Below are 22975 nucleotides of genomic sequence, written 5' to 3' on the forward strand. Positions count from 1 at the left end.
GGTCCTGCCACTGTATGCAAGCGTGTGGAGTGCTGGCGAAGTTCCCGGCGGACGTACGCCGACAGCGAGATTCACGGGGTGGCAGGCGGTACGTTTCAGCATCGTCCTCCACCGCCCAACACCGCCCCAGGGACGGCCCTTGGTCCGCGTTGTCAGTGCGGCAGTCCACAATGGTCCGCATCAGAAGCCGTTCACGTCACCGATCTAAGCGCCGTGTAAGCGAACGACCAGGAAACAGAAGGAGCCGGCAGCGATGGCCCGCCGCAGCACGAAGACCCCGCCGCCCGATGACTTCGAGGAGCGGATCCTCGACATCGACGTCGTCGACGAGATGCAGGGCTCCTTCCTCGAGTACGCGTACTCGGTCATCTACTCCCGAGCCCTGCCCGACGCCCGCGACGGCCTCAAGCCCGTACACCGCCGCATCGTCTACCAGATGAACGAGATGGGCCTGCGCCCCGACCGCGGCTACGTGAAGTGCGCCCGCGTCGTCGGCGAGGTCATGGGTAAGCTCCACCCGCACGGCGACTCGTCGATCTACGACGCCCTGGTGCGCCTGGCCCAGCCGTTCTCCATGCGCGTGCCGCTGGTCGACGGCCACGGCAACTTCGGTTCGCTGGGCAACGACGACCCGCCGGCCGCCATGCGGTACACCGAGGCCCGGATGGCCGACGCGACGTCCCTGATGACGGAGTCGATCGAAGAGGACACGGTCGACTTCGCGCCAAACTACGACGGTCAGGAACAGGAACCGGTGGCGCTGCCCGCCGCCTTCCCGAACCTGCTGGTGAACGGCGCGTCGGGCATCGCCGTCGGTATGGCCACCAACATGCCTCCGCACAACCTCGGCGAGGTCATCTCGGCCGCCCGTCACCTGATCCGCTACCCGGCCGCCGACCTGGACACCCTGATGCGGCACGTCCCGGGCCCCGACCTGCCCACGGGCGGCCGGATCGTCGGCCTCGCCGGGATCAGGGACGCGTACGAGACGGGCCGCGGCACGTTCAAGATCCGTGCCACGGTGTCGGTGGAGAACGTGACGGCGCGCCGCATGGGCCTGGTCGTCACCGAACTGCCCTTCACGGTCGGCCCGGAGAAGGTGATCGCCAAGATCAAGGACCTGGTCGGCTCGAAGAAGCTCCAGGGCATCGCCGACGTCAAGGACCTCACTGACCGCAGCCACGGTCTGCGCCTGGTCATCGAGATCAAGAACGGCTTCGTGCCGGAAGCCGTCCTGGAGCAGCTCTACAAGCTGACGCCGATGGAGGAGTCCTTCGGCATCAACAACGTGGCTCTGGTGGACGGCCAGCCCCTCACCCTGGGCCTCAAGGAGCTCCTGGAGGTCTATCTCGACCACCGCTTCGAGGTCGTACGGCGTCGCTCGGAGTTCCGCCGCGGCAAGCGCCGTGACCGGCTGCATCTGGTCGAGGGCCTACTCACCGCGCTCGTCGACATCGACGAGGTCATCCGGCTGATCCGCTCCAGCGACAACTCCGCGCAGGCGAAGGAACGCCTGATGGAGCGGTTCGCCCTCTCGGAGATCCAGACGCAGTACATCCTGGACACCCCGCTGCGCCGGCTGACCCGGTTCGACCGTATCGAGCTGGAGTCCGAGAAGGACCGGTTGGCCGCCGAGATCGCGGAGCTGACCCGGATCCTGGAGTCGGACGCGGAGCTGCGCAAGCTGGTCTCGACCGAACTCGCCGCGGTGGCCAAGAAGTTCGGCACCGAGCGGCGTACGGTCCTGCTGGAGTCGGCCGGCGCCGCCCCCGCGGCCGGCGTCCCGCTCCAGGTGGCCGACGATCCGTGCCGGGTCCTGCTGTCCTCGACGGACCTGCTGGCGCGTACGGCGAACGGCGAGCCGTTCCCGGCGGACGAGGACGGTCGGCGCGCCAAGCACGACCTGATCGTCTCCGCGGTCCCGGCGACGGCTCGGGGCGAGGTGGGCGCGGTGACCTCGGCAGGCCGGCTGCTGCGTATCAACGTCATCGACCTTCCCCGGCTTCCCGACACGATGGCGGCGCCCAACCTCTCGGGCGGCGCCCCGCTTTCCGAGTTCCTCTCCCTGGAGGACGGGGAGACGGTGGTCTGTCTGACGACGCTCGACGAGTCGTCCCCGGGTCTCGCGATCGGCACGGAGCAGGGCGTCGTGAAGCGGGTGGTCCCCGACTACCCTGCCAACAAGGAGGAGCTGGAGGTCATCACGCTGAGGGACGGCGACCGGATCGTGGGCGCCGCCGAGCTGCGCACCGGCGAGGAGGACCTCGTCTTCATCACGGATGACGCCCAGTTGCTGCGCTTCCAGGCCTCCCATGTGCGCCCCCAGGGCCGCCCGGCAGGCGGTATGGCCGGCATCAAGCTCACGGACGGTGCCAAGGTCATCTCGTTCACGGCGGTGGACCCGGCTGTGGACGCGGTCGTCTTCACGGTCGCGGGCTCGCGGGGCACGCTGGACGACTCCGTGCAGACGACGGCGAAGCTGACCCCGTTCGACCAGTACCCGCGCAAGGGTCGCGCCACCGGCGGTGTGCGCTGCCAGCGGTTCCTGAAGGGCGAGGACTGTCTGTCCCTGGGCTGGGCGGGCCCCGCACCGGCACGCGCGTCCCAGAAGAACGGCATCCCTGCGGAGCTTCCCGAGATGGATCCGCGCCGCGACGGCTCGGGCGTGTCCCTGCCGAAGACGGTGAGCGTGGTGGCGGGCCCGGTGTAGATCAGTCCGCTTCGAGCTCGGCGGCTTCTTCGGAATCCGCCGGGCTCCGCTCCTGTACGTACCTGAGGACGCCCCACATGCTGTGCTCGTCGGCGTGTGGGGCGTCGTCCATGCAGGCCTCCAGGTCCTTGTCGAGGTCGGGCAGTCGGATGCCCGACCCGATGAGGACGAGCCGGCTGAGACGCTCCTCGCCCTCGGCCCAGGGCTCCGGGTAGAACCGCAGGAACCGCCCGACGGCATGCACGGCGTACCGGTTGCGCGGGTCGTACGGCCCGAAGTCGACGTACCCCTTGATGCGGTAGAGCCCTTCGGGCCGACTGTCGAGGAAGTCCATCAGCAGGCGCGGATGGAGGGGGGTCGATGAGGTGAAGGAGAGGCTGTCGTAGGCGGCGTGCAGATGCCCGGAATGGTCTCCCTCGCCGTCCTCGTGATCGTCTTCGTCCTGATCGTGATCGTTCAGGTCGTCGAAGGTCAACTGCCCGATGCGCTCCTCGCTCGGCCGGCAGTCGAAGAGGAACTCGGGGTCGACGCGCCCGTAGTCGGCAGGCACGACAGCCGCGCGGTCGACCAGCCCGCGAACCGTCTCCAGGACGTGCTCACCGCCGTCGGCGACCCGGCCCACCTTGTTGACCACGACGAGATCGGCGAGGGCCAGATGCCGGTCGATCTCGGGGTGCTTCACGCGCGTGTCGTCGAACTCGACGGCGTCCACGACCTCGACGAGACCCCCGTACACGACCCGGGAATTCTCGCTGGCGAGAATCATCCGTACGAGTTCCTGCGGTTCGGCGAGCCCACTGGCCTCGATGACGATGACGTCGATCCGGGCCGAGGGTTGAGTGAGTCGATCAAGATAGACATCAAGTTCGCTCGCATCAACAGCACAGCACAGACAGCCGTTGCCCAGTGACACCGTGGAGTCACCCAGCGCCCCCGCCACGGCCATCGCGTCGATCTCGATGGCCCCGAAGTCATTGACGATGGCCCCGATACGGCTGCCACCACTGCGGTGGAGGAGGTGGTTGAGGAGGGTTGTCTTGCCGGAACCGAGGAAGCCGGCGAGGACGATGACGGGGATCTGCCGAGGGCTCTGGCTCGGACTCGGCTGATTCACTCTGCGACCTCTCTCACGCCGACGCGCACACCGGCTCACGGCCTCGCGCATGTACGAGGAACGAATGCCGCCCCAGGATACGAGCCGGGGGAATCGTCGCTGAGTAAGCGGTTGTTGGCGGCCGGGGCAGGGCACGCGACGGGTGTGGCGCCTGAAGGCGTGGCGACGGAGTGTGCGACTCTCGATTCCTTGTGCACGCGCCCACCCGGGACGCCAACGGACAGCGGACCGCCTCGGGGCCGCCGTCAGACCGCCGTCAGACCGCCAACGGGACCGGCACCGGCGGCACAGGCCCCACATACCGCGCCGCCGGTCGAATGATCTTCGAATCCTCCGCCTGCTCCAGGATGTTGGCGCTCCAGCCCACCACCCGCGCCGCCGCGAACGTCGGCGTGAACATCTCGCGCGGCAGACCGCACAGTTCCATGACCACACCCGCGTAGAACTCGACGTTCGTGTGCAGTTCGCGGCCCGGCTTCAGTTCGGCCAGGATCGCCTCCACCCGGCGTTCGACCTCGACCGCAAGCTCGACCAGGGGGCCGCCGAACCGCTCGGCGATACCCCGGAGCATGCGGGAACGGGGATCCTCCGTGCGGTAGACCGGGTGACCGAAGCCCATGATGCGGTCACCGGCGAGCACGCGTTCGCGGATCCAGGGGTCGATGCGGTCCGTCGTCCCGATCGCGTCCAGGGTGTCCAGCGCGCGGCTCGGGGCGCCGCCGTGCAACGGGCCGGACAGTGCTCCCACGGCTCCCACCAGACACGCCGCCACATCCGCACCCGTCGACGCGATGACGCGTGCCGTGAACGTTGATGCGTTGAATCCGTGATCAATGGTCGAGATCAAGTATTGCTCGATCGCCCTGGCGTGCGGGGGGTCCGACTCCAACCCGGTCAACATGTACAGGTAGTTGGCCGCGTACGGGAGGTCCTCCCTCGGCTCCACCGGGTCAAGACCCCTGTCCAGCCGGTACAGCGCCGTCAATACGGTCGGTACGGCCGCCGAGGCGGCCAGCGCGTCCGCGCACCGTTGATCGGCGTCAATGTCGTACACGGGACGGAAACCCTTGGCCGCACCGAGCAGCGACAGGGCTGTGCGCATTCCGGCAAGCGGTCCGGACCGGCCGCTCGCCGCCGCGATCGTCGGCAGCGCGGCCCGCACCTCGTCGGGCAGCCGTCGCAGCGCCGCAGTCTGCTCAGTGAAGGCGGCGAGACGGTCCGCGTCCGGCAGGTCCCCGTGAACGAGGAGATGCCAGACATCCTCGAAGCTCCGGGTCTGCGCGAGCTCGACGGCGGAGTACTGGCGGTAGTGGTAAAAACCCTCGCGCCCTCTGACGTCACCAATTCGGGTGTCGGTGACGACGACGCCCGCGAGACCACGCGGTACGTCGACAGCGGTGGTTGCGGCTGTAGCCGCCCGGTTGATCGGCATGTTTTCCTCCCTGAACTTGATTCGACTGTCCATGATTGACTGAATCGATGTCAATATTGATTGGATCAATATGCAGTCCATGTGGATACGGTGACTTTCATGCGCGATCAAGAGCCCGCCCCCGACCACACGAGCCGTCGACTGAGCACCAGGGAGACCGCCGAGCTGCTCGGCGTGAAGCCCGAGACCGTGTACGCGTACGTGAGTCGCGGTCAGCTCAGCAGTCGACGCGATCCCGGGGGCCGCGGCAGCACCTTCGACGCCCCCGAGGTGGAGGCGCTCGCCCGCCGCAACAAGCGAGAGAGCAGCGGGAGTTCGAGCTCCGACAGGGACCTGTCCGTGCGGACCCGGCTCACCCTCATCGACAAGGACCGGTACTACTTCCGAGGTGTCGACGCCACCGAGCTGGCCGCGCGCCACTCCTACGAAGAAGTCGCCGAATGGCTGTGGACCGGCACCCTGCGGCCCGGAGTCACGTTCACCGCGCCCAAGGCCTCCGTCGCCGCCGCCCGCCGCTCGGTGAACGCGCTGCCGGAGCACAGCGACCCGGTGGACCGGCTCCGCGTCGCCGCCATCGCCGCGGCCACCGCCGATCCGCTCCGCTTCGACCTCTCCGAGGACACCGTCCTGGGCACCGCCCGCACCCTCATCCCCACCCTCGTCGCCGCCCTGCCGACGCACTCGCCCCACCACCGCGACGAGGGCCCACTGGCCCAGCGCCTCTGGGCGCGGCTCACCGTCCGGATCCCCGACGAGGCCTCACTGCGCGCCCTGGACACGGCACTCGGTCTCCTCGTCGACCACGACCTGGCCGCCTCGACCCTCGCCGTACGCGTCGCCGCGTCCGCCCGCGCACACCCCTACGCGGCCGTCTCGGCCGGGCTCGGCGTCCTCGAGGGCCCGCTCCACGGCGCCGCCAGCGGCCTGGCGCACAGGATGCTCCTCGACGTACTCGACGAGGGCGACGCTGCTCCGGTGGTCGCGGACGAGCTGCGCGCGGGCCGCCGCGTCCCAGGTCTCGGCCACCGGCTCTACCCCGGCGAGGATCCACGCGCGCGTGCCCTCTTCGCCCTCCTGAAGGAGATGCCACAGGCCGCTCCCGCCCTCGCCGCGGCCCACGACGTCGTGACCACCACCGCCCGCCACACGCCACTGCACGCCAACGTGGACCTCGCCCTGGCCGTGTTCACTGTCGCCAGCGGCATGGGAGCGTCGGCCGGCGAGACGATCTTCGCCGTCGCCCGCACGGCGGGTTGGATCGCGCACGCCCTGGAGGAGTACAGCGAACGTCCCCTGCGGATGCGCCCGTCCGGAACTTATGTGGGTGAGCGCCCTCCGCAATCGCTGCCGGAGTAGCCGGACGCTGCCAAAGCCACCTGTTCCGCACAGCTGGAAGTCGCTTCGCCGTAAGTCAGGTTAGGCTTACCTCTGTGAGTAGGTGCGCAAGCGTCTCCCGGGACCTCGACGAGCCCATCGCGGGAACCGCGGCGACCGCGAGGACGTGGCTGCTGATCGAGCAGCCTGGCCCGTGGGGTGCCCAGGCACTCATCATGAGCCATTTGGATCCCGCTCTCGGCCGCGCGCTGGAGAAAGCCGCGGAGGGCACCGGCGTACGGATCGCCCTGATCCGCCGCCCCGGCCGCCACGCCGACGTCGGGCCACCTGCCGCACGGCAGGTGTACGCGGCCCACACCACGCCCGGAAACGTCTGGCTGCACAGCGCAACGACCCGCGACCCTGCTCAGTTGCTCGACCTCGACTTCGCCGCGCTCGGCAAGGGCGCCCCACACACCTTCGACACCGGGCTCCGGGGGCGGCCCCACACCGGGCACCCTCTCGCTCTCGTCTGCACCAACGGCAAGCGCGACCGCTGCTGTGCGCTGCTCGGCCGCCCCCTCGCCGCCGAGCTGACCGCCTCCGGGGTCGAGGGCGCCTGGGAGGTCACGCACCTCGGGGGACACCGCTTCTCCCCCACGCTGCTCGTCCTGCCGTACGGATACGCGTACGGCCGCGCCCAGGCCCCGCACGTCAAGGAGATCCTCCAGGGTGTGCGCGTAGGGCGTCTCGTGGTGGAGGGCTGCCGCGGCAGCTCCGCCTGGGAGCGGCCCGGACAGGCCGCGGAACTGGCCGTCCGCAACATGGCGCGCGAATACTCGACGGACGTGCTGAGCGTCGTTCGGACGGACGGCTCGGCGCCGCGCTGGGAGGTGACCGTCGCTCACACGGACGGGCGCCTGTGGAGTGTCGCGGTGGCCCAAGGCGCCTCGCTTCCACCTCGCCCGGAGAGCTGCGGATCAACATTGGGTTCACCGGCGCGGATGGACGTGGTGGCGGTACGGGAACTGGAATCGACGGCTCCGACACGCTGACCGCACAGTGTCGTCCCGTACGGCCCGCAGTCCGCACGCAGTCCACTGCGTCAAGCATCCGTACACGCGGGTCCACGGCTCGTGCATATTGATCAAGGGATCCACGTCACACCCCACTACGGCACGGGCCGCTCTCCCCCGTACCGTCATGGGTATGAGCCCCACTCCCCGCGTACGCCGCCTGCGCCTCGGTCTGCCGCGGCGGATGTTCTCGCAGGTGCTGCTGATGCAGGTGGGCATCGCCGCAGGAGTGGCCGTGCTCGCGACCGGATTGTTCCTCGCACCGCTCAGCGATCAGCTGGACGACGAGGCGATGCGCCGGGCGCTCGCCATCGCGCAGACCACCGCGGCCCAGCCGCAGATCGCCGAGGACCTGCAGGGCAGCAAGCCGTCGGTCGACGGCCCGGTACAGGCCGAGACGGAGCGGATCCGGAAGGCCAGCGGGGCCGAGTACGTCGTGGTGATGGATACGCGGGGCGTGCGCTGGTCGCACACGGATCCGAAGGAGATCGGCCGGGTCGTCTCCACCGACCCGCGCCAGGCCCTGGCGGGCAAGGAGGTCATGGAGATCGACAGCGGCACCCTGGGGCGCTCTGCCCGAGGCAAGGTGCCGCTGCGTGACACCGACGGCAGGGTCGTCGGGGCGGTCTCGGTCGGCATCGAGTACGACAGCGTCCGAGCCCGGCTGTTCCACGCGATTCCGGGCCTGCTCGCCTACGCGGGCGGCGCCATGGCCGTGGGCGCCCTGGCCGCGTGGCTGATCTCCCGGCGGGTTCAACGGCAGACCCGCGACCTCGCCTTCTCGGACATCGCGGCGCTCCTCGCGGAGCGCGAAGCCGTACTGCACGGCATCCGCGAGGGCGTCGTCGCTCTGGACCGCGCGGGCCGCGTCCGGCTCCTCAACGACGAGGCACAGCGCCTCCTGGGCATCGGCGAGGAGGCTGTCGGCCGCTCGCTGGACGAGGCACTCGGTGCCGGCCGGACGACCGACGTCCTGGCAGGCCGCGTGACCGGAACCGACCTGCTCACCGTGCGCGGACAGCGTGTGCTGGTCGCCAACCGCATGCCCACCGACGACGGGGGCGCCGTCGCCACCCTGCGCGACCGGACCGAACTGGAGCAACTCGGCCGCGAACTCGACTCCACACACGGTCTGCTGGACGCCCTGCGGGCCCAGGACCACGAGCACGCCAACCGCATGCACACTCTTCTGGGGCTGCTCGAACTGGAGATGTTCGACGACGCCGTGGAGTTCGTCGGCGAGGTGGTCGGCGACCACAGAGCCACCGCGGAGCAGGTCGCCGAGAAGATCCGCGATCCGCTGCTCGCCGCTCTGCTGGTCGGCAAGGCCACCGTGGCGGCGGAGCGCGGCGTCGCCCTGCTGGTCTCGGACCGGACGCTGCTCCCGGACCGGCTGGTCGATCCCAGGGGCCTGGTCACCGTCGTCGGCAACCTGGTCGACAACGCGCTGGACGCCGTCGCCGGCACCGCGCACGCGCGCGTGGAGGTCGAACTGCGCGCGGAGGGCCGTACCGCGATCCTCAGAGTGCGCGACACGGGGCCCGGAATCCCGGCGGAACAGCACGAGTTGATCTTCACCGAGGGGTGGTCCACGAAGAAGCCCCCGGCGCACGGCAAGCGCGGAATCGGTCTCCCTCTGGTACGCCGGCTCGCGGAGCGGCAGGGTGGCAGCGCGCGCGTGGCCGATGCCGAGGGCGGGGGCGCCGAGTTCACGGTCGTACTGCCGGAGGCACTCGCAGAGCCGGGCCCGGTGCCGGAACCACACCCCGGGCACGTCCCGGAGGCGGAGCACACGCGTGTCCCGGACACACAACCGCCACTGGAGCGGGCCGCCACCGCGGACACCGGCGCCACCGCTGTCGCCACCGAGGAGGAGTCGAGATGATCGAGGTACTGGTCGTGGACGACGACATCCGCGTGGCGCGCGTCAACGCCGCCTACGTGGAGAAGGTGCCCGGTTTCCATGTCGCGGGAGAGGCTCACAGCGCGGCCGAGGCGCTGCGGCAGTTGGAGGCGCTGCCCCAGCTGGACCTCGTGCTCATGGACCACTACCTGCCCGACGACACGGGCCTCTCGGTCGTCCAGGAGATGCGTCGGCGCGGCCGCGAGACCGACGTGATCATGGTGACGGCGGCCCGGGACGTGTCGACCGTGCAGGCGGCGATGCGGCAGGGGGCGCTGCAGTATCTGGTCAAGCCGTTCGCCTTCGCGGGGCTGCGCTCCAAGCTGGAGGCGTACGCGGAGCTGCGCCGCACCCTCGACGGCGGTGGCGAGGCCGAACAGGCCGAGGTGGACCGGATCTTCGGCGCCCTGTCCTCCGGACCCGAGCCCGAACTGCCCAAGGGGCACTCCCCCACCACCGCGGAGCTCGTGCGCCGCGCGCTGGTGAACGCCGAAGGGCCCCTGTCGGCCCAGGAGATCGCCGAGCGGACGGGGGTGAGCCGCCAGACCGCCCAGCGCTACCTGAAGCTCCTGGAGCGTACGGGACGGGCCAGACTGACCCTCAAATACGGCGACGCGGGCCGCCCGGAGCACCGTTATGTCTGGGCGACCCGGACCTGAGGGACGGGCGGACCTCACGGAGTTGTGAAGATCTTGCTCGCGCGCCGTAGTTCGATGGCGGAAGACTTGGCGTATGCCACAACATCAGTCCTCTGGACGCAAGTCATTCTTCTGCTTGCAAGAGTCTGTTGTGCTCGTCGGCCCTGAGGGAGAGGCCCGATGATTGACGTCCTGGTGGTGGACGACGACCTCCGTGTCGCGGAGATCAATGCCAAATACGTGGAACGGGTTCCCGGATTCAGAGTCGCCGCCCGTGCGCACAGTGCCGCCCACGCCCTGGCCGTCGTGCAGCAGGGCACCATCGACCTTGTCCTGCTCGACCACTACATGCCCGACCAGACGGGGCTCGAGCTCGTCCACCACATGCGGGATCAGGGCCACTGCACCGATGTCATCATGATCACGGCGGCGAGCGACGTGGTGACCGTGCAGGCCGCGATGCGTTTGGGCGCGCTGCACTACCTGGTCAAGCCGTTCACCTTCGCCGCGCTGCGCACCCGCCTGGACTCCTACGCCGCCCTGCGCCGCACCGTCGACCACGTAGGCGACCGGGACCACACCGGCCAGGAGCAGGTCGACCGAATCTTCGGCGCCTTGCGCACCCCGCCGGCACCGTCGCCCGCCGGCCTCCCGAGCGGCCACTCCGAACCGACCACGGACCTCATCTGCGGGGTGCTCCACCGTGCCGGACACGCGCTCTCGGCTCACGAGGTGGCCGCCGAGACAGGGTTGAGCCGCTCCACGGCCCAGCGCTATCTCCGCCACCTGGAACAGGCAGGCCGGCTCCGCCTCTCCCTCAAGTACGGCGACACCGGGCGTCCCGAACACCGGTACGTGTGGGTGGCCCCCTGAGCGCCTTCCCTGGCTCTCAGGGTCGTACGACTGCGCAGTCACCGCCTGACTAGACGGCTCCCGCTCCGGTGAGCGACCGCACCTCGGTCTCCGCGTGCTTGGCCTCGTCCGGGTCCTCCGCCGAGGTGACCGTGCCGAGCCAGCCGGCGAGGAATCCCAGCGGGATCGAGACGAGACCCGGGTTCTGCAGGGGGAAATACTGGAAGTCCACTGCCGGGAACAGCGATTCGGGGCTGCCGGACACCACGGGCGACAGCAGCACGAGGACCAGCGACGGAACCAGCCCCCCGTACACCGACCACACCGCGCCCCGGGTGGTGAAACCGCCCCAGAACAGCGAGTAGAGCAGCACCGGCAGATTCGCGGACGCCGCGACAGCGAAGGCGAGGCCCACCAGGAAGGCGACGTTGAGGTCTCGGGCCAGCAGGCCGAGGCAGATCGCGACCACACCGATGCCGACCGCCGCGGTGCGCGCCACGGCCACCTCGCTGCGCTGCTTGGCACGCGGGCGACGCAGCGACGCGTACAGGTCGTGGGCGACGGACGCCGAGGACGCGAGCGTGATGCCTGCGACCACGGCAAGGATCGTTGCGAAGGCGATGGCGGCGACGATCGCGAACAGAACCGTTCCGCCTGTGGAGTCCGCGCCGCCGCCCAGGTCGAGGGCCAGCAGCGGGACCGCCGTGTTCCCGGCCGCGTTCGAGCCACGGACCGCCTGCGGACCGACGATCGCTGCCGCGCCGAAGCCGAGGACGATCGTCATCAGATAGAAGCCGCCGATGAGCCCGATCGACCAGACGACCGACCGGCGCGCGGCCCGAGCGGTCGGCACGGTGTAGAAGCGGGAGAGGATGTGCGGCAGCCCGGCCGTGCCCAGTACGAGGGCGAGTCCCAGGCTGATGAAGTCGAAACGTGAGGTCCAGTCGCCGCCGTACCTCAGCCCGGGGGCGAGAAACGCGGCCCCGTGACCACTGCGCTCGGCCGCCGTGCGCAGCAACTGGTTGAAGTCGCCGTGGAACCGCACCAGCACCAGCACGGTGAGTGCGATCGTCCCGCCCATCAGCAGGACCGCCTTGACGATCTGGATCCAGGTAGTGGCTCGCATCCCTCCCAACGACACATAGATCACCATGAGCGCACCGACCGCGATCACCGTCCAGGACTGCGCCGCCTCGCTCGTCCCGCCCAGCAGCAGCGCGACCAGGCTGCCCGCGCCCACCATTTGCGCCACCAAATACAGAACGGACACGGTGACCGAGGAAGTTCCCGCCGCGATGCGCACCGGCCGCTCCCGCATCCGCGCCGCGATGACGTCGGCCAGCGTGAACCGTCCGCAGTTGCGCACCAGTTCGGCGACCAGGAACAGCACGACGAGCCAGGCCACCAGGAAGCCCACCGAGTACAGCAGTCCGTCATAGCCGAAGAGCGCGATGAGGCCGGAGATACCGAGGAAGGACGCGGCCGACATGTAGTCGCCCGCGATGGCAAAACCATTCTCCATGGGGGAGAAGAGGCGACCGCCCGCATAGAACTCCTCGGCGGAACCCTGGCGGTGCCGGCTCACCCAGGTGGTGATGCCCAGGGTGACGGCGACGAAAGCGCTGAACAGCACCAGCGCCAGCATCTGATGGTTGCCGGTCACGATCCACCGCCTCGGAGGCCACGCGTCAGTTCCTGGGTGTCCCAGCGCAGATCAAGCGCCGCCCGGTCCCTGCGCAACCGCGCGTGCCGCGCGTACGCCCAGGTGAACAGGAACGTCGTGAGGAACTGTCCAAGTCCCGCCACCATCGCCACGTTCACCGCGCCCACCACGGGCCGCGCCATGAATCCGGGCGCCGTGGTCGCGGTCACCACATAGCCCACGTACCAGGAGAAGAAGACCGCGACGCCGGGGATCACGAACCTGCGGTACCGGCGGCGAACCTCCTGGAAGGCCGCGCTGCGCTGCACCTCCAGATAGACGTCGGCCGCGCCACCGCCCCGGCCCTCCTGCTCCCGGCGCATAGGCGGGACAACGGGAGCGGGCGCACCCGTGCCGTCCAACTCGCCCCAGCCAGAGGCGAGCGCGTCGTACCAGGGGTCGTCGAACCGCGTGTCCCCGCCCGCCTCCGCATGGGCGGGGGCGGCGGCATGACCTTCACGGGTCTCGGCCGAACTCTCAGGACCGCCCCCGCGCCTGCGAGGACGACCGGTGCTTGACTGCATGCCCAAGCATGGACAGAACAGGAAGATCCCTGACTCTTCTTCGCCACGCTGTCACCCCATTAGGTGACTCACCCCGTGGGAGGCCGCACCAACCCCTTCCCATAGGCGTAACGCACCGCCTGCGCACGGTCCTTGATTCCCGTCTTCGCGAAGAGGTTGTTGATGTGGGTCTTCACAGTCGCCGTGGAGACATGCAACTTGAACGCGATCTCCTGGTTGCTGAGGCCGTCCGCGATCAGCATCAGTACCTCTGCCTCCCTCGTGGTGAGCCCGTCGGGCGGCTCGGCGGGCGGAGCCGGCTTCTTCTCGGACTCCGTCAGCCGCTCCAGGAGCCGCCGTTGGATACTCGGCGCCAGCCCCGCGTCCCCGGACAGCACGCTGTGCACCGCTCTGACGATGCCGTCGCCGCCCGCGTCCTTGGTCAGGTATCCGCGCGCGCCTGCCCGCAGCGCGCGGAACAACGACTCGTCATCCGCGAACGTCGTGAGCACCACGACCTGAGTGTCGGGGCACTCCGCCCTGATCCGGCGGGTCGCCTCGACACCGTCACAACGCGGCATACGCAGGTCCATCAGCACCACGTCCGGTGCGAGTTCGGCGACGAGCCGCACTGCCTCGTCCCCGTCCCCAGCCGCTCCGACCACCTCGATCCCGGGCAGCAGGCCGAGCAGCATCACGATGCCTTCACGTACGACGGTCTGATCGTCCGCCACCACGACCCGCGCAGGCTCCCGCCCGGCCTCCGCCGTCATGTCGGCACCCTCAGCGTCACCACGAACCCCTTCTCGTCCGGCCCCGCGTCCAGCGAACCGCCCAGCAGCTCGGCGCGCTCCCGCATGCCCAGCAGACCGTACCCGCCGCCCATCCCGGTGAGTTCGCCCACCGACCCGCCCGAGTCCCTTACGTCCAGCGTCACTTGGTGTTCGCTGTAGTCCAGCCGCACCTGGACCTTGGCGCCCGGAGCATGCTTGCGGACGTTGGTCAGCGCCTCCTGGGCCACCCGGCGTACGGCCTGGGACGCCTCCGCCGACAACGGTCTGCGCTCACCCGTAATGGTGACGCCCCCGTCGTCCGTCGCGCCGACGATCTCGCTCAGATAGTCCTCCAGCGGGGACATCTCGCCCCTCAGCGCGGACAGGGCCTGTCTCGTCTCAGCCAGACCGTCGCGGGCCATTCCCCGCGCCGCGACCACCCGTTCGAGTATCCGGTCCCGGTCGGCGCCCCGTTCGATCAGCAGGCGGGCCGCCTCCAGGTGCACCAGTTGCGCCGAGAGGCTGTGCGCGAGTACGTCGTGGATCTCCCGCGCGATCCGGGCGCGCTCCGCGAGCGCCCCCGACTCCGCTTCGGCCGCGCGTGCGGCTCGCTCCTGGGCGAGGAGCCGCTGGGCGTTGCCGCGCGCTTCGGCGTCGAGCCGCAGGACGTATCCGGCGAGTGCGAGACCGACGCTGGTGACGGTCGTGGTGAGCAAGGGGTCGTCATCGACCACCGCGTACGAACCGAGGGCCACCACGCTCATGGGCAGTGCGGCTGACAGGGGCATTCTTTCCAGAGCCGTGATCGCGCACCCGCACCACAGGACGAGTGCCGGTACCCGGAACCCCGCGGCCTGACCTGCGACCGCGAGACCTTGGAGCAGAAGCAGGAGCGCCGCAGAGGGCCACAGTCGGTGCTGAAACGTGGTCCGGTAGAGCGCCCAGGCGAGCAGTGCGGCACACAGGACTCCCCCGACGGCCAGAGCCGAGTCCCAGCCCCGGGGCGGCTCGCTGCTGACGGCTCCCCACAGCAGCATGCCGAGGACGAGCAGCCGGGTGACCCAGGCGAGCCGACGGCGGTTGCGTGAGATTCCCTCGCGGCCGAGCGCCTCCCTGGTTGGCCAGCGCAACCAGTCGTTCTTCGTCACACGCGCTCCTTCCACAGCCGCACGCCGTCACCGTAAGCCGTGGCCTGCCGGTGCGCCGAGGGAGTGGACGCCGGGTGGAGCGAATCCGGGTGCGGGGATGTCATACGCAGGGAGTTCGTTCGCCAGTGCAGGATTCCGGCGCGGACCAGCAGGGTCGCCGCGAGAGCGAGGAGCAGGGCCGAGGTGTCCTGGTGGACGCCGAGCGCCGCGCCCACGGCGAAGAGGCCGACGCGGAGGCCGATCCCTGTGATCCACACGGCGACGCTCGCCTTGGTGCTCCGGCTCCACACCTCGCCGTCCGGCTCCGCCCAGACGCGGGTGGTCCAGGCCCAGCCGGCTCCGGTGGCAAGGCCGATGAACAGTTCGGCCGCGAGCAGGCTGATCGACGCCGCACGGTGGTGGACGTCGATCAGGCCGGGCTCACGCACTGCCACGACCGCCAGGACCACGGGCACGACCCCCCAGCGCCGGCCCGCGTCTATCCGACGTGTGCGGAACTGTCGTACGACCACCAGGGCGACGACGGCGACGATCAGCAAGGCATCAACGAGCCCGGACATCAGGCCTCCGTGGACGAAGAAGGGGAGAGGCCGGCAGCGAGTGCTGTCGACGCCTTCGACGCTACGGAAAACGGCACGTCACAGGATCGGAGCAGGGGTGGACCGAGGGTGGATTCGCAGCGGGCCCGGCGTCCACCCCAGGGTGGAGAAACGGGGTCGGGGCGGCACGTACGAGCGCCGCCCCGACCCCGGACGCATCACGCGTCGATTCGAGACCTGTCCAGCGTCGCCGCCGAGCTGGAGATGAATTCCTTGCGAGGAGCGACGTCGTTGCCCATCAGAAGGTCGAAGACCTGCTCGGCCGACTCCAGGTCGGACAGGTTGATCCGGCGCAGCGTGCGATGGCGTGGATCCATCGTGGTCTCGGCCAGCTGGTCGGCGTCCATCTCACCGAGGCCCTTGTAGCGCTGGATCGAGTCCTTGTAGCGGACACCCTTGCTCTGGAACTCCAGTAGCTTCTCGCGCAGTTCACGGTCCGAGTACGTGTAGACGTACTTGTCCTGGCCCTTCTTCGGCTGGATGAGCTCGACGCGGTGCAACGGCGGCACGGCGGCGAACACCCGGCCCGCTTCGACCATGGGCCGCATGTAGCGGTGGAACAGCGTCAGGAGCAGAGTGCGGATGTGCGAGCCGTCGACGTCGGCGTCGGTCATCATGATGATCTTGCCGTAGCGGGCCGCGTCGATATCGAACGTTCGACCGGACCCGGCCCCTATGACCTGGATGATCGCGCCGCACTCGGCGTTCTTCAGCATGTCGGTCACGGACGACTTCTGGACGTTGAGGATCTTGCCCCGGATCGGCAGCAGGGCCTGGAACTCCGAGTTCCGGGCGAGCTTTGCCGTACCGAGCGCGGAGTCGCCCTCCACGATGAACAGTTCGCTGCGCTCGACGTCGTCGCTGCGGCAGTCGGCGAGCTTGGCGGGCAGCGAGGAGGACTCCAGAGCCGTCTTCCGGCGCTGCGCGTCCTTGTGCTGACGAGCCGCGATGCGCGTGCGCGCGGCGGCCACAGCCTTCTCCATGACGACCCGGGCCTGGGCGGCGGCGTCCCGCTTGGTGGTGGTCAGGAAGTCCTTGAGCTCCTTGGACACCACATTTGTCACGATGCGCCGGGCAGCCGACGTACCGAGCACCTCCTTGGTCTGCCCCTCGAACTGCGGTTCGGCGAGACGCACCGTGACGACCGCGGTGAGGCCCTCAAGGGCGTCGTCCTTGACGATGTCGTCCTCGGCCACGCGCAGCAGCTTCTTGGTGCGCAGCACCTCGTTCATCGTCTTCGCGACAGCCTGTTCGAAGCCCGCGACGTGGGTGCCACCCTTGGGCGTGGCGATGATGTTCACAAACGACTTGAGGTTCGTGTCATAGCCCGTCCCCCAGCGCAGAGCCACGTCGACAGCCAGCTCGCGCGTGACCTCGGTGGGTGTCATCTGGCCGTGGTCGTCCAGGACCGGAACCGTCTCTTTGAAGACGCCCTGTCCGGAGAAACGGAGGACGTCGCAGACCGGCTTGTCGGTCGCCAGGTACTCGCAGAACTCACTGATGCCGCCGTCGAAGCGGAACGACTCCTCGCCCTTGCTGCCGCCCTCGCCGAGCCCGAACTCGTCACGCACGACGATGGTGAGGCCGGGCACCAGGAAGGCGGTCTGCCGGGCACGCTGATGGAGGTTCTCCAAGGACAGCTTGGCGTCCTTGAGGAAGATCTGGCGGTCGGCCCAGTACCGCACGCGCGTACCGGTGCGCGTTTTGGGGATCCGCTTGGTCTTGCGCAGGCCCCCCGTCTCGAACGTGGCGTCCGGACCGACGGCGGCGAAGGAGCCGGGCACGCCGCGCCGGAAGCTGATCGCGTGAGTACTCCCCACGCGGTCGACCTCGACGTCCAGGCGGGCCGAGAGGGCGTTCACCACGGACGCGCCCACGCCGTGCAGGCCGCCGGAAGCGGCGTACGAGCCACCGCCGAACTTGCCGCCGGCGTGCAGCTTGGTCATGACGACCTCGACCCCGGAAAGGCCGGTCTTGGGCTCGACATCCACCGGGATGCCGCGGCCGTTGTCCCGCACCTCTACGGAGCCGTCATCGTGCAGGATGACGTCGATGTGGTCGCAGTAGCCCCCAAGGGCCTCGTCCACGGAGTTGTCGATGATCTCCCAGAGGCAGTGCATCAGGCCACGACTGTCGGTCGACCCGATGTACATGCCCGGACGCTTGCGCACTGCCTCGAGCCCCTCGAGGACGAGCAGGTGCCGCGCGGTGTAGTTGGAACCGTCCCGGTCTGCTCCTGCCAGCAGCGCTGTGGACGGCACGGACTTATCGGCGGTCACGCGGTTCGCTCCTCGCTGAATTTCAGTTGTGGTCCTGGTGGGTAAGGACCCGGCTTCGGTCGCCGCTCAGAGGGTACCGAGGCCTGGTAGAGCCGATGTAACGCCACCCTCGTCTGAAACTCAGACTAAACCAGGGTCGCATACTTGTTCGATCCCTCGAAGGAGTGAAGTACATATCACGTTCCCTTCCAGGCATGAACCATTTAGGCTCCGGGCACGTCCTCAAGAACAACCGGCAACCCAGCCGGGAGGACCGACACCCCTACAGACGACAGACAGCGCGAACCCGTACAGACACATAGACACGCAATACGGCACATTCGCCGCCAACCGGCAGCACACAGCCGTCTCGAAAAGATTTTTTCGAGGAAGAGCCTCGAGCGGGAACGTTTTCGGCCTGGTTGGATGTTGACCCTGGTACGACAGCTCGTCGAGCTAGAGAAGAGGCGACGTGACTACTGTTCTGACCCCCGCGAGCCCGCTGACGGCCGCGGATCGCTGCGACCGCTGCGGCGCCCAGGCATACCTTCGCGTTGTCTTGGCGAGCGGCGGAGAACTGCTCTTCTGCGCCCACCACGGTCGCAAGTTCGAGCCGGAACTCAAGAAGATCGCCGCTGAGATACAGGACGAGACGGAGCGACTGACGACCGTTCCGGCCAGCTCCACCGAAGAAGACCGCTGATACCGCGCTTCGACGACGAGCCAACCCCGGCACAGGCCGGTTGATTCGGGCGGCCACTCCTGCACTCAGGAGTGGCCGCCCGCTTCACAGACCGTTCACGAGCCGTCGGGCGCCACTACCGGGCCCGCCCCCTCGTAAAACCCCTCAGGAAGCTACCCACGGCCCCTCAGCCGCCGTTCCCGGTAGCAGCGGGCACATCCCACCCCATCGTGCGTACGACGCTCGAGAGGCGCGTATAAACGCCCGGGCTGCCGGGCCGCCCGCAGCCGCTCCCCCAGGACACGAGCCCGACCAGCCGCCCCTGGGCGACCAGCGGCCCTCCACTGTCCCCCTGGCAGGCGTCCGGGCCCCCGGCTGCCTCACCGGCGCACAGCATGCTGTCGGCTCGGTACGTCCCGTCGGCACTGCCGGGATAGGCGCGCTCACAGAGCGCGTCGGACAGCACGTGCACGCGTGCGGCCCGCAGACCGCGCGCGTAGTCGCCGCCGCCCGTGACATCGCCCCAGCCGTAGACCGTCGCGCTCGTACCGGGTTGGTAGGCCGGGTCACCGGCAGCCGCCATCCCGATGACCGAGCTCTGCGGGAGGGCCTCCGCGAGGGTGAGCACGGCGAAGTCCCCGGCGTTGCTGATCTGGTCGTAGCCGGGATTGACCCAGGTGTCGCGGACGGCGATCTCCTTGCCCTGGGGCGACGTCAGGTCGGTGCGCCCCGTGATGACCTTCAGGTCCTGAGCGCGATGGGGTGGCGCTCCCAGGACGTCCTCACCCATGCAGTGGGCCGCAGTCAGCACGGCGGTCGGGCCGACGGCCACGCCGCCGCAGAACTCACCCGCCCGGGTACCCCCGAACCGGTCGCGGCTGGACAGCGCCACCGCCCACGGGCCTTCGGACACTTCGACCGGGAATCCACCGACGACGACGCCCTCGGCAGCCACAGGGGTGGCGGACGCCAGCGGTATCACGGCTGCCGCGGCCGCCGACACCAGCGACCGGGTCAGCGCCCGGGACAGGGCCCGGACAAAGGGGTGACGCATGCGCGCTCCTCACTCTGGGGTGGTCACGAGAAACCCAGAGTGATCCAACAGGCTCCGCCCCGCACGCGCGGGCCACGAAAGAGGGACGCCGCCGACTGGAGCACCTCACGCCGCGCACGCCGGGCCGCACTCCCGCACGCCGGTGCCAAAACCCGCCGTCGCTCAGCACGAAGGCCCGGTCCCCTGAGGGAGCCGGGCCTTCCGTGTCGTACGACCGCGACCTAGTCGAGGTAGTCGCGCAGCACCTGTGAACGCGACGGGTGACGCAGCTTCGACATGGTCTTGGACTCGATCTGGCGGATGCGCTCGCGGGTGACGCCGTACACCTTGCCGATCTCGTCGAGGGTCTTCGGCTGACCGTCGGTGAGACCGAAGCGCATCGAGACGACGCCCGCCTCGCGCTCGGAGAGGGTGTCGAGGACCGAGTGCAGCTGCTCCTGAAGGAGCGTGAAGCTGACCGCGTCGGCCGGGACGACCGCCTCGGAGTCCTCGATGAGGTCACCGAACTCGCTGTCGCCGTCCTCACCCAGGGGGGTGTGGAGGGAGATCGGCTCGCGGCCGTACTTCTGGACCTCGATGACCTTCTCCGGGGTCATGTCGAGTTCCTTGGCCAGCTCCTCCGGGGTGGGCTCGCGGCCCAGGTCCTGGAGCATCTGGCGCTGCACGCGCGCGAGCTTGTTGATGACCTCGACCATGTGCACCGGGATACGGATGGTGCGGGCCTGGTCGGCCATGGCCCGGGTGATCGCCTGACGGATCCACCAGGTGGCGTAGGTCGAGAACTTGTAGCCCTTGGTGTAGTCGAACTTCTCGACCGCGCGGATCAGACCGAGGTTGCCCTCCTGGATCAGGTCCAGGAAGAGCATGCCGCGGCCGGTGTAACGCTTGGCCAGGGAGACCACCAGACGGAGGTTGGCCTCCAGGAGGTGGTTCTTGGCGCGGCGGCCGTCCTCGGCGATGATCTCCAGCTCGCGCTTGAGCTTCGGGGCCAGCTTGTCGGCGTTCGCCAGCTTGTCCTCGGCGAACAGACCCGCCTCGATGCGCTTGGCGAGCTCGACCTCCTGCTCGGCGTTGAGCAGCGGGACCTTGCCGATCTGCTTGAGGTAGTCCTTGACCGGGTCGGCGGTGGCACCGGCCACGGCGACCTGCTGGGCCGGCGCGTCGTCCTCGTCGTCGTCGGAGAGGACGAAGCCCTTGTTCTCGGCCCCCTCCTCTTCCTCTTCGCCGGGCTTGACGTCCTCGAGGACCTCGTCCTCGATGCCTTCGGCGTCGTCCTTGCCCGCGGTCGTCTTCTTGGCGACGGTCTTCTTCGCAACCGTCTTCTTCGCGACCGTCTTCTTCGCGGTCGTCGTCTTCTTGGCGGCGGTCTTCTTCACGGGTGCGTCGTCCTCGGCGGAGGACTCGGCGACGGGCGCCGCCGGGGTGGCGGTGGCGGTGGCCTTCTTCGTGGTCACCGTCTTCGCCGCGACCGTCTTGGTGGCGGTGCGCTTGGCGGGACTCTTCGCTGCGACGCTCTTTCGGGTGCGCTTGGGCTCCGCGGCACTGACCATCAGCGTCACACCCTCTTCCTCGAGGATCTGGTTGAGGCTGCGCAGTACGTTCTTCCACTGAGTGGCCGGAATCTGGTCAGCTTCGAAGGCCCGACGCACGTCGTCGCCGGCGATCTGCCCCTCGGCCTTTCCCCGCTCGATGAGCGCCATGACAGAGACGGACTCGGCGATCTCGGGCGGGAGCGTACGGGATGTGCTGGCCGACACGAACAACCTCTCGGAACGTTGGAAAACGGCTTCCGGCCCCGTCCACTACAGACAGGGGCCGACGACCGCCGACTGGGGATGGGCCGACGGCGCGGGCAAAGGGCCGGGAAGATGCACAGCGCCTAGAACGGCGTCCGTATTCCTTCCGCGGCTGTCACCTCTTAGGTCATCGCGCTGCTTCCGCGAGCGTTACGCCCAATCTGCGTGGCCCGAGTCACACCCCGTAAGCACTCAAAAGCGATCAGACATGACTAAAGGCGGTCAGCCCTGGTCACGACCAGGCCATCCCGACTGCTCCGCGCCCGCGCCGGCAACTATTTTCACGGCCAGGGCAGACACGTGAAGAGGTTCGCAGCCTCTCCGTCCCACCGCTGCTCACCGCGTGATCGCCCGGTCTCACCGCCGGACCCCACCGAGTCCTCTCGGGATCCGGCAGGGCCCGGCAGTGACAGTTCGCGAGCGAACGATGCATCCGGGGAGTGACAGAGCCCCCGATGGCGCCGCCCTCGGCGCGCGGTCAGTGCTCGCGCGGGGCCGGGACCACGCGCTCCACCTCGGGGTGCACGATGAGAAGCTGCCGCATGGCCGCCTCCGCCGCCGCGCCGTCGCCCGCCCCGAGAGCGTCGACGATGCGGGCGTGGTGCGCCAAGGATGCCTCAGTGGGCCGGTCACAACCGGTGATCGGACCACCGGATACCTGGAGGGCGGCGGACACGATCCCGGAAAGGTGCTCGAGCATGCGGTTGCCGGCGAGCTGGATGAGCAGCGAGTGGTACTCGGCGTCGGCGCGGGAGAAAGTCAGCGCGTCACCCTGACTCATGGCGTGGCCCATGATCTCGACCATGTCGACGAGCCTCTGCTGAACCTCCTCGCGTCCGTGCCCGGCTGCCAGGCGAGCGGCGAGCGGCTCGATCGTCCAGCGCAGCTCGCTGAGCTCGCGGCGCTGGTCGTCGCGCTGCGGCCCGAAGGCCCGCCACTCGATGATGTCGGGGTCGAGGAGGTTCCAGTCGCTGACGGGACGCACGCGCGTGCCCACGTTCGGCCGGGCGCTCACCAGGCCCTTGGCCTCCAGGACGCGGAGCGACTCACGGACGACGGTGCGGGAGACCTCGAAACGCTGGCCGATCTCCTCGGGCACGAGGGGACGGTCCGCGCCCAGGTCGCCGGAGACGATCATCTGGCCCAGTTGCTGGACGAGTTGACCGTGCAGCCCGCGACCGCGGCTGCCCGCGGTGCGGCGGCCTACGCGGCCCAGCTCCGGGTCCGCGGCGTCCCAGGAAGGGACTCCCACGCGGCCGGCGCCGGGGGCCTCGGCGTAGGGGTAGCGGTCGAGCCCGCCCGGGCCGACGAGACCGGAGTCTGCGGAGCGGGCGGCGGTCATCATGGTGTGCGCAAGGGTACTCACGGATCCTTTGTCGGCTCCGCCTTCAACTCCCTTGAGGTCTTTGGTGAAAAGCACA

18 protein-coding genes are annotated in these 22975 nt (G+C 69.2%); 7 read left to right on the forward strand and 11 right to left on the reverse strand.

Annotated features, from left to right (window positions below):
- Positions 1 to 253 precede the first annotated feature (253 nt).
- Positions 254 to 2710, forward strand: a complete 2457-nt coding sequence (locus ADL01_RS20730; RefSeq protein WP_053743513.1) for a DNA gyrase/topoisomerase IV subunit A — start codon at positions 254 to 256, stop codon at positions 2708 to 2710.
- A gap of 1 nt (position 2711) precedes the next feature.
- Here ADL01_RS20730 and ADL01_RS20735 read toward each other — a convergent pair whose 3' ends face one another.
- Together ADL01_RS20735 and ADL01_RS20740 are read right to left on the reverse strand one after the other, a co-directional pair.
- Positions 2712 to 3824 carry a CobW family GTP-binding protein gene (locus ADL01_RS20735; protein ID WP_053743514.1) on the reverse strand — a complete coding sequence of 371 codons (1113 nt, stop codon included), beginning with the start codon at positions 3822 to 3824 and terminating at the stop codon, positions 2712 to 2714.
- A 256-nt stretch (positions 3825 to 4080) separates the two neighbouring features.
- On the reverse strand, positions 4081 to 5256 hold the full coding sequence (locus ADL01_RS20740; protein ID WP_053743515.1) for a citrate synthase/methylcitrate synthase: 1176 nt from the start codon (positions 5254 to 5256) through the stop codon (positions 4081 to 4083).
- A gap of 99 nt (positions 5257 to 5355) precedes the next feature.
- Here ADL01_RS20740 and ADL01_RS20745 point away from each other — a divergent pair, with 99 nt between their 5' ends.
- The 5 genes from ADL01_RS20745 (at position 5356) to ADL01_RS20765 (ending at position 11060) form a co-directional block, all read left to right on the forward strand.
- The gene (locus ADL01_RS20745) at positions 5356 to 6612 is read left to right on the forward strand and encodes a citrate/2-methylcitrate synthase (RefSeq protein WP_053743516.1); all 1257 of its coding nucleotides are present in this window, start codon (positions 5356 to 5358) and stop codon (positions 6610 to 6612) included.
- Positions 6613 to 6686: 74 nt separating this feature from the next.
- A complete protein-coding gene (locus tag ADL01_RS20750; protein ID WP_053743517.1) occupies positions 6687 to 7625 on the forward strand; it encodes a sucrase ferredoxin in 939 nt (312 codons plus the stop codon).
- A 154-nt stretch (positions 7626 to 7779) separates the two neighbouring features.
- Positions 7780 to 9531, forward strand: a complete 1752-nt coding sequence (locus tag ADL01_RS20755) for an ATP-binding protein (protein ID WP_234354732.1) — start codon at positions 7780 to 7782, stop codon at positions 9529 to 9531.
- Positions 9528 to 10208, forward strand: coding sequence for a response regulator (locus ADL01_RS20760; RefSeq protein WP_053743519.1), 681 nt, complete (start codon positions 9528 to 9530; stop codon positions 10206 to 10208). The genes ADL01_RS20755 and ADL01_RS20760 overlap by 4 nt, the downstream gene beginning before the upstream one ends.
- A gap of 159 nt (positions 10209 to 10367) precedes the next feature.
- Entirely contained in the window at positions 10368 to 11060 is a 693-nt protein-coding gene (locus ADL01_RS20765) for a response regulator (RefSeq protein ID WP_053743520.1), read from the forward strand.
- Positions 11061 to 11109: 49 nt separating this feature from the next.
- Here the strand turns inward: ADL01_RS20765 and ADL01_RS20770 are convergent, their stop codons facing one another.
- The 6 genes from ADL01_RS20770 to ADL01_RS20795 form a co-directional block, all read right to left on the reverse strand.
- Positions 11110 to 12702, reverse strand: a complete 1593-nt coding sequence (locus ADL01_RS20770; protein WP_053743521.1) for a cation acetate symporter — start codon at positions 12700 to 12702, stop codon at positions 11110 to 11112.
- On the reverse strand, positions 12699 to 13265 hold the full coding sequence (locus tag ADL01_RS20775; RefSeq protein WP_053743522.1) for a DUF485 domain-containing protein: 567 nt from the start codon (positions 13263 to 13265) through the stop codon (positions 12699 to 12701). Before ADL01_RS20775 ends, ADL01_RS20770 begins: the two co-directional genes overlap by 4 nt.
- A 68-nt stretch (positions 13266 to 13333) precedes the next feature.
- The gene (locus tag ADL01_RS20780) at positions 13334 to 14017 is read right to left on the reverse strand and encodes a response regulator transcription factor (RefSeq protein ID WP_053743523.1); all 684 of its coding nucleotides are present in this window, start codon (positions 14015 to 14017) and stop codon (positions 13334 to 13336) included.
- Positions 14014 to 15165, reverse strand: a complete 1152-nt coding sequence (locus tag ADL01_RS20785; protein ID WP_053743524.1) for a sensor histidine kinase — start codon at positions 15163 to 15165, stop codon at positions 14014 to 14016. The genes ADL01_RS20780 and ADL01_RS20785 overlap by 4 nt, the downstream gene beginning before the upstream one ends.
- Entirely contained in the window at positions 15162 to 15725 is a 564-nt protein-coding gene (locus ADL01_RS20790) for a hypothetical protein (protein WP_053743525.1), read from the reverse strand. The genes ADL01_RS20785 and ADL01_RS20790 overlap by 4 nt, the downstream gene beginning before the upstream one ends.
- Before the next feature lie 197 nt (positions 15726 to 15922).
- Complete coding sequence (locus ADL01_RS20795) at positions 15923 to 18043, reverse strand: DNA gyrase/topoisomerase IV subunit B (protein ID WP_053743526.1); 2121 nt, start codon at positions 18041 to 18043, stop codon at positions 15923 to 15925.
- 451 nt (positions 18044 to 18494) lie between these two features.
- On the opposite strand from ADL01_RS20795, the gene ADL01_RS20800 reads away from it, so the two are divergent.
- Positions 18495 to 18725, forward strand: coding sequence for a DUF7455 domain-containing protein (locus tag ADL01_RS20800; protein ID WP_044471628.1), 231 nt, complete (start codon positions 18495 to 18497; stop codon positions 18723 to 18725).
- Positions 18726 to 18891: 166 nt separating this feature from the next.
- Here the strand turns inward: ADL01_RS20800 and ADL01_RS20805 are convergent, their stop codons facing one another.
- The 3 genes from ADL01_RS20805 to ADL01_RS20815 form a co-directional block, all read right to left on the reverse strand.
- A complete protein-coding gene (locus ADL01_RS20805) occupies positions 18892 to 19758 on the reverse strand; it encodes a S1 family peptidase (protein WP_053743527.1) in 867 nt (288 codons plus the stop codon).
- A gap of 221 nt (positions 19759 to 19979) precedes the next feature.
- Positions 19980 to 21515, reverse strand: coding sequence for an RNA polymerase sigma factor (locus ADL01_RS20810; RefSeq protein ID WP_053743578.1), 1536 nt, complete (start codon positions 21513 to 21515; stop codon positions 19980 to 19982).
- 517 nt (positions 21516 to 22032) lie between these two features.
- Positions 22033 to 22920: a FadR/GntR family transcriptional regulator gene (locus tag ADL01_RS20815; RefSeq protein ID WP_199834880.1), complete on the reverse strand. Its 888-nt coding sequence runs from the start codon at positions 22918 to 22920 to the stop codon at positions 22033 to 22035.
- Positions 22921 to 22975: the final 55 nt, after the last annotated feature.

Origin of the sequence: Streptomyces sp. NRRL WC-3618, from assembly GCF_001280005.1 — a bacterium.
Taxonomy (GTDB): Bacteria; Actinomycetota; Actinomycetes; order Streptomycetales; family Streptomycetaceae; genus Streptomyces.

Bases quoted from the DNA above. Each gene is read 5' to 3' on its own strand.
- ADL01_RS20805 (WP_053743527.1), bottom strand. From the start codon at position 19,758: ATGCGTCACCCCTTTGTCCGGGCCCTGTCCCGGGCGCTGACCCGGTCG.
- ADL01_RS20780 (WP_053743523.1), bottom strand. From the start codon at position 14,017: ATGACGGCGGAGGCCGGGCGGGAGCCTGCGCGGGTCGTGGTGGCGGAC.
- ADL01_RS20775 (WP_053743522.1), bottom strand. From the start codon at position 13,265: ATGCAGTCAAGCACCGGTCGTCCTCGCAGGCGCGGGGGCGGTCCTGAG.
- ADL01_RS20765 (WP_053743520.1), top strand. From the start codon at position 10,368: ATGATTGACGTCCTGGTGGTGGACGACGACCTCCGTGTCGCGGAGATC.
- ADL01_RS20755 (WP_234354732.1), top strand. From the start codon at position 7,780: ATGAGCCCCACTCCCCGCGTACGCCGCCTGCGCCTCGGTCTGCCGCGG.
- ADL01_RS20730 (WP_053743513.1), top strand. From the start codon at position 254: ATGGCCCGCCGCAGCACGAAGACCCCGCCGCCCGATGACTTCGAGGAG.
- ADL01_RS20760 (WP_053743519.1), top strand. From the start codon at position 9,528: ATGATCGAGGTACTGGTCGTGGACGACGACATCCGCGTGGCGCGCGTC.
- ADL01_RS20790 (WP_053743525.1), bottom strand. From the start codon at position 15,725: ATGTCCGGGCTCGTTGATGCCTTGCTGATCGTCGCCGTCGTCGCCCTG.
- ADL01_RS20745 (WP_053743516.1), top strand. From the start codon at position 5,356: ATGCGCGATCAAGAGCCCGCCCCCGACCACACGAGCCGTCGACTGAGC.
- ADL01_RS20740 (WP_053743515.1), bottom strand. From the start codon at position 5,256: ATGCCGATCAACCGGGCGGCTACAGCCGCAACCACCGCTGTCGACGTA.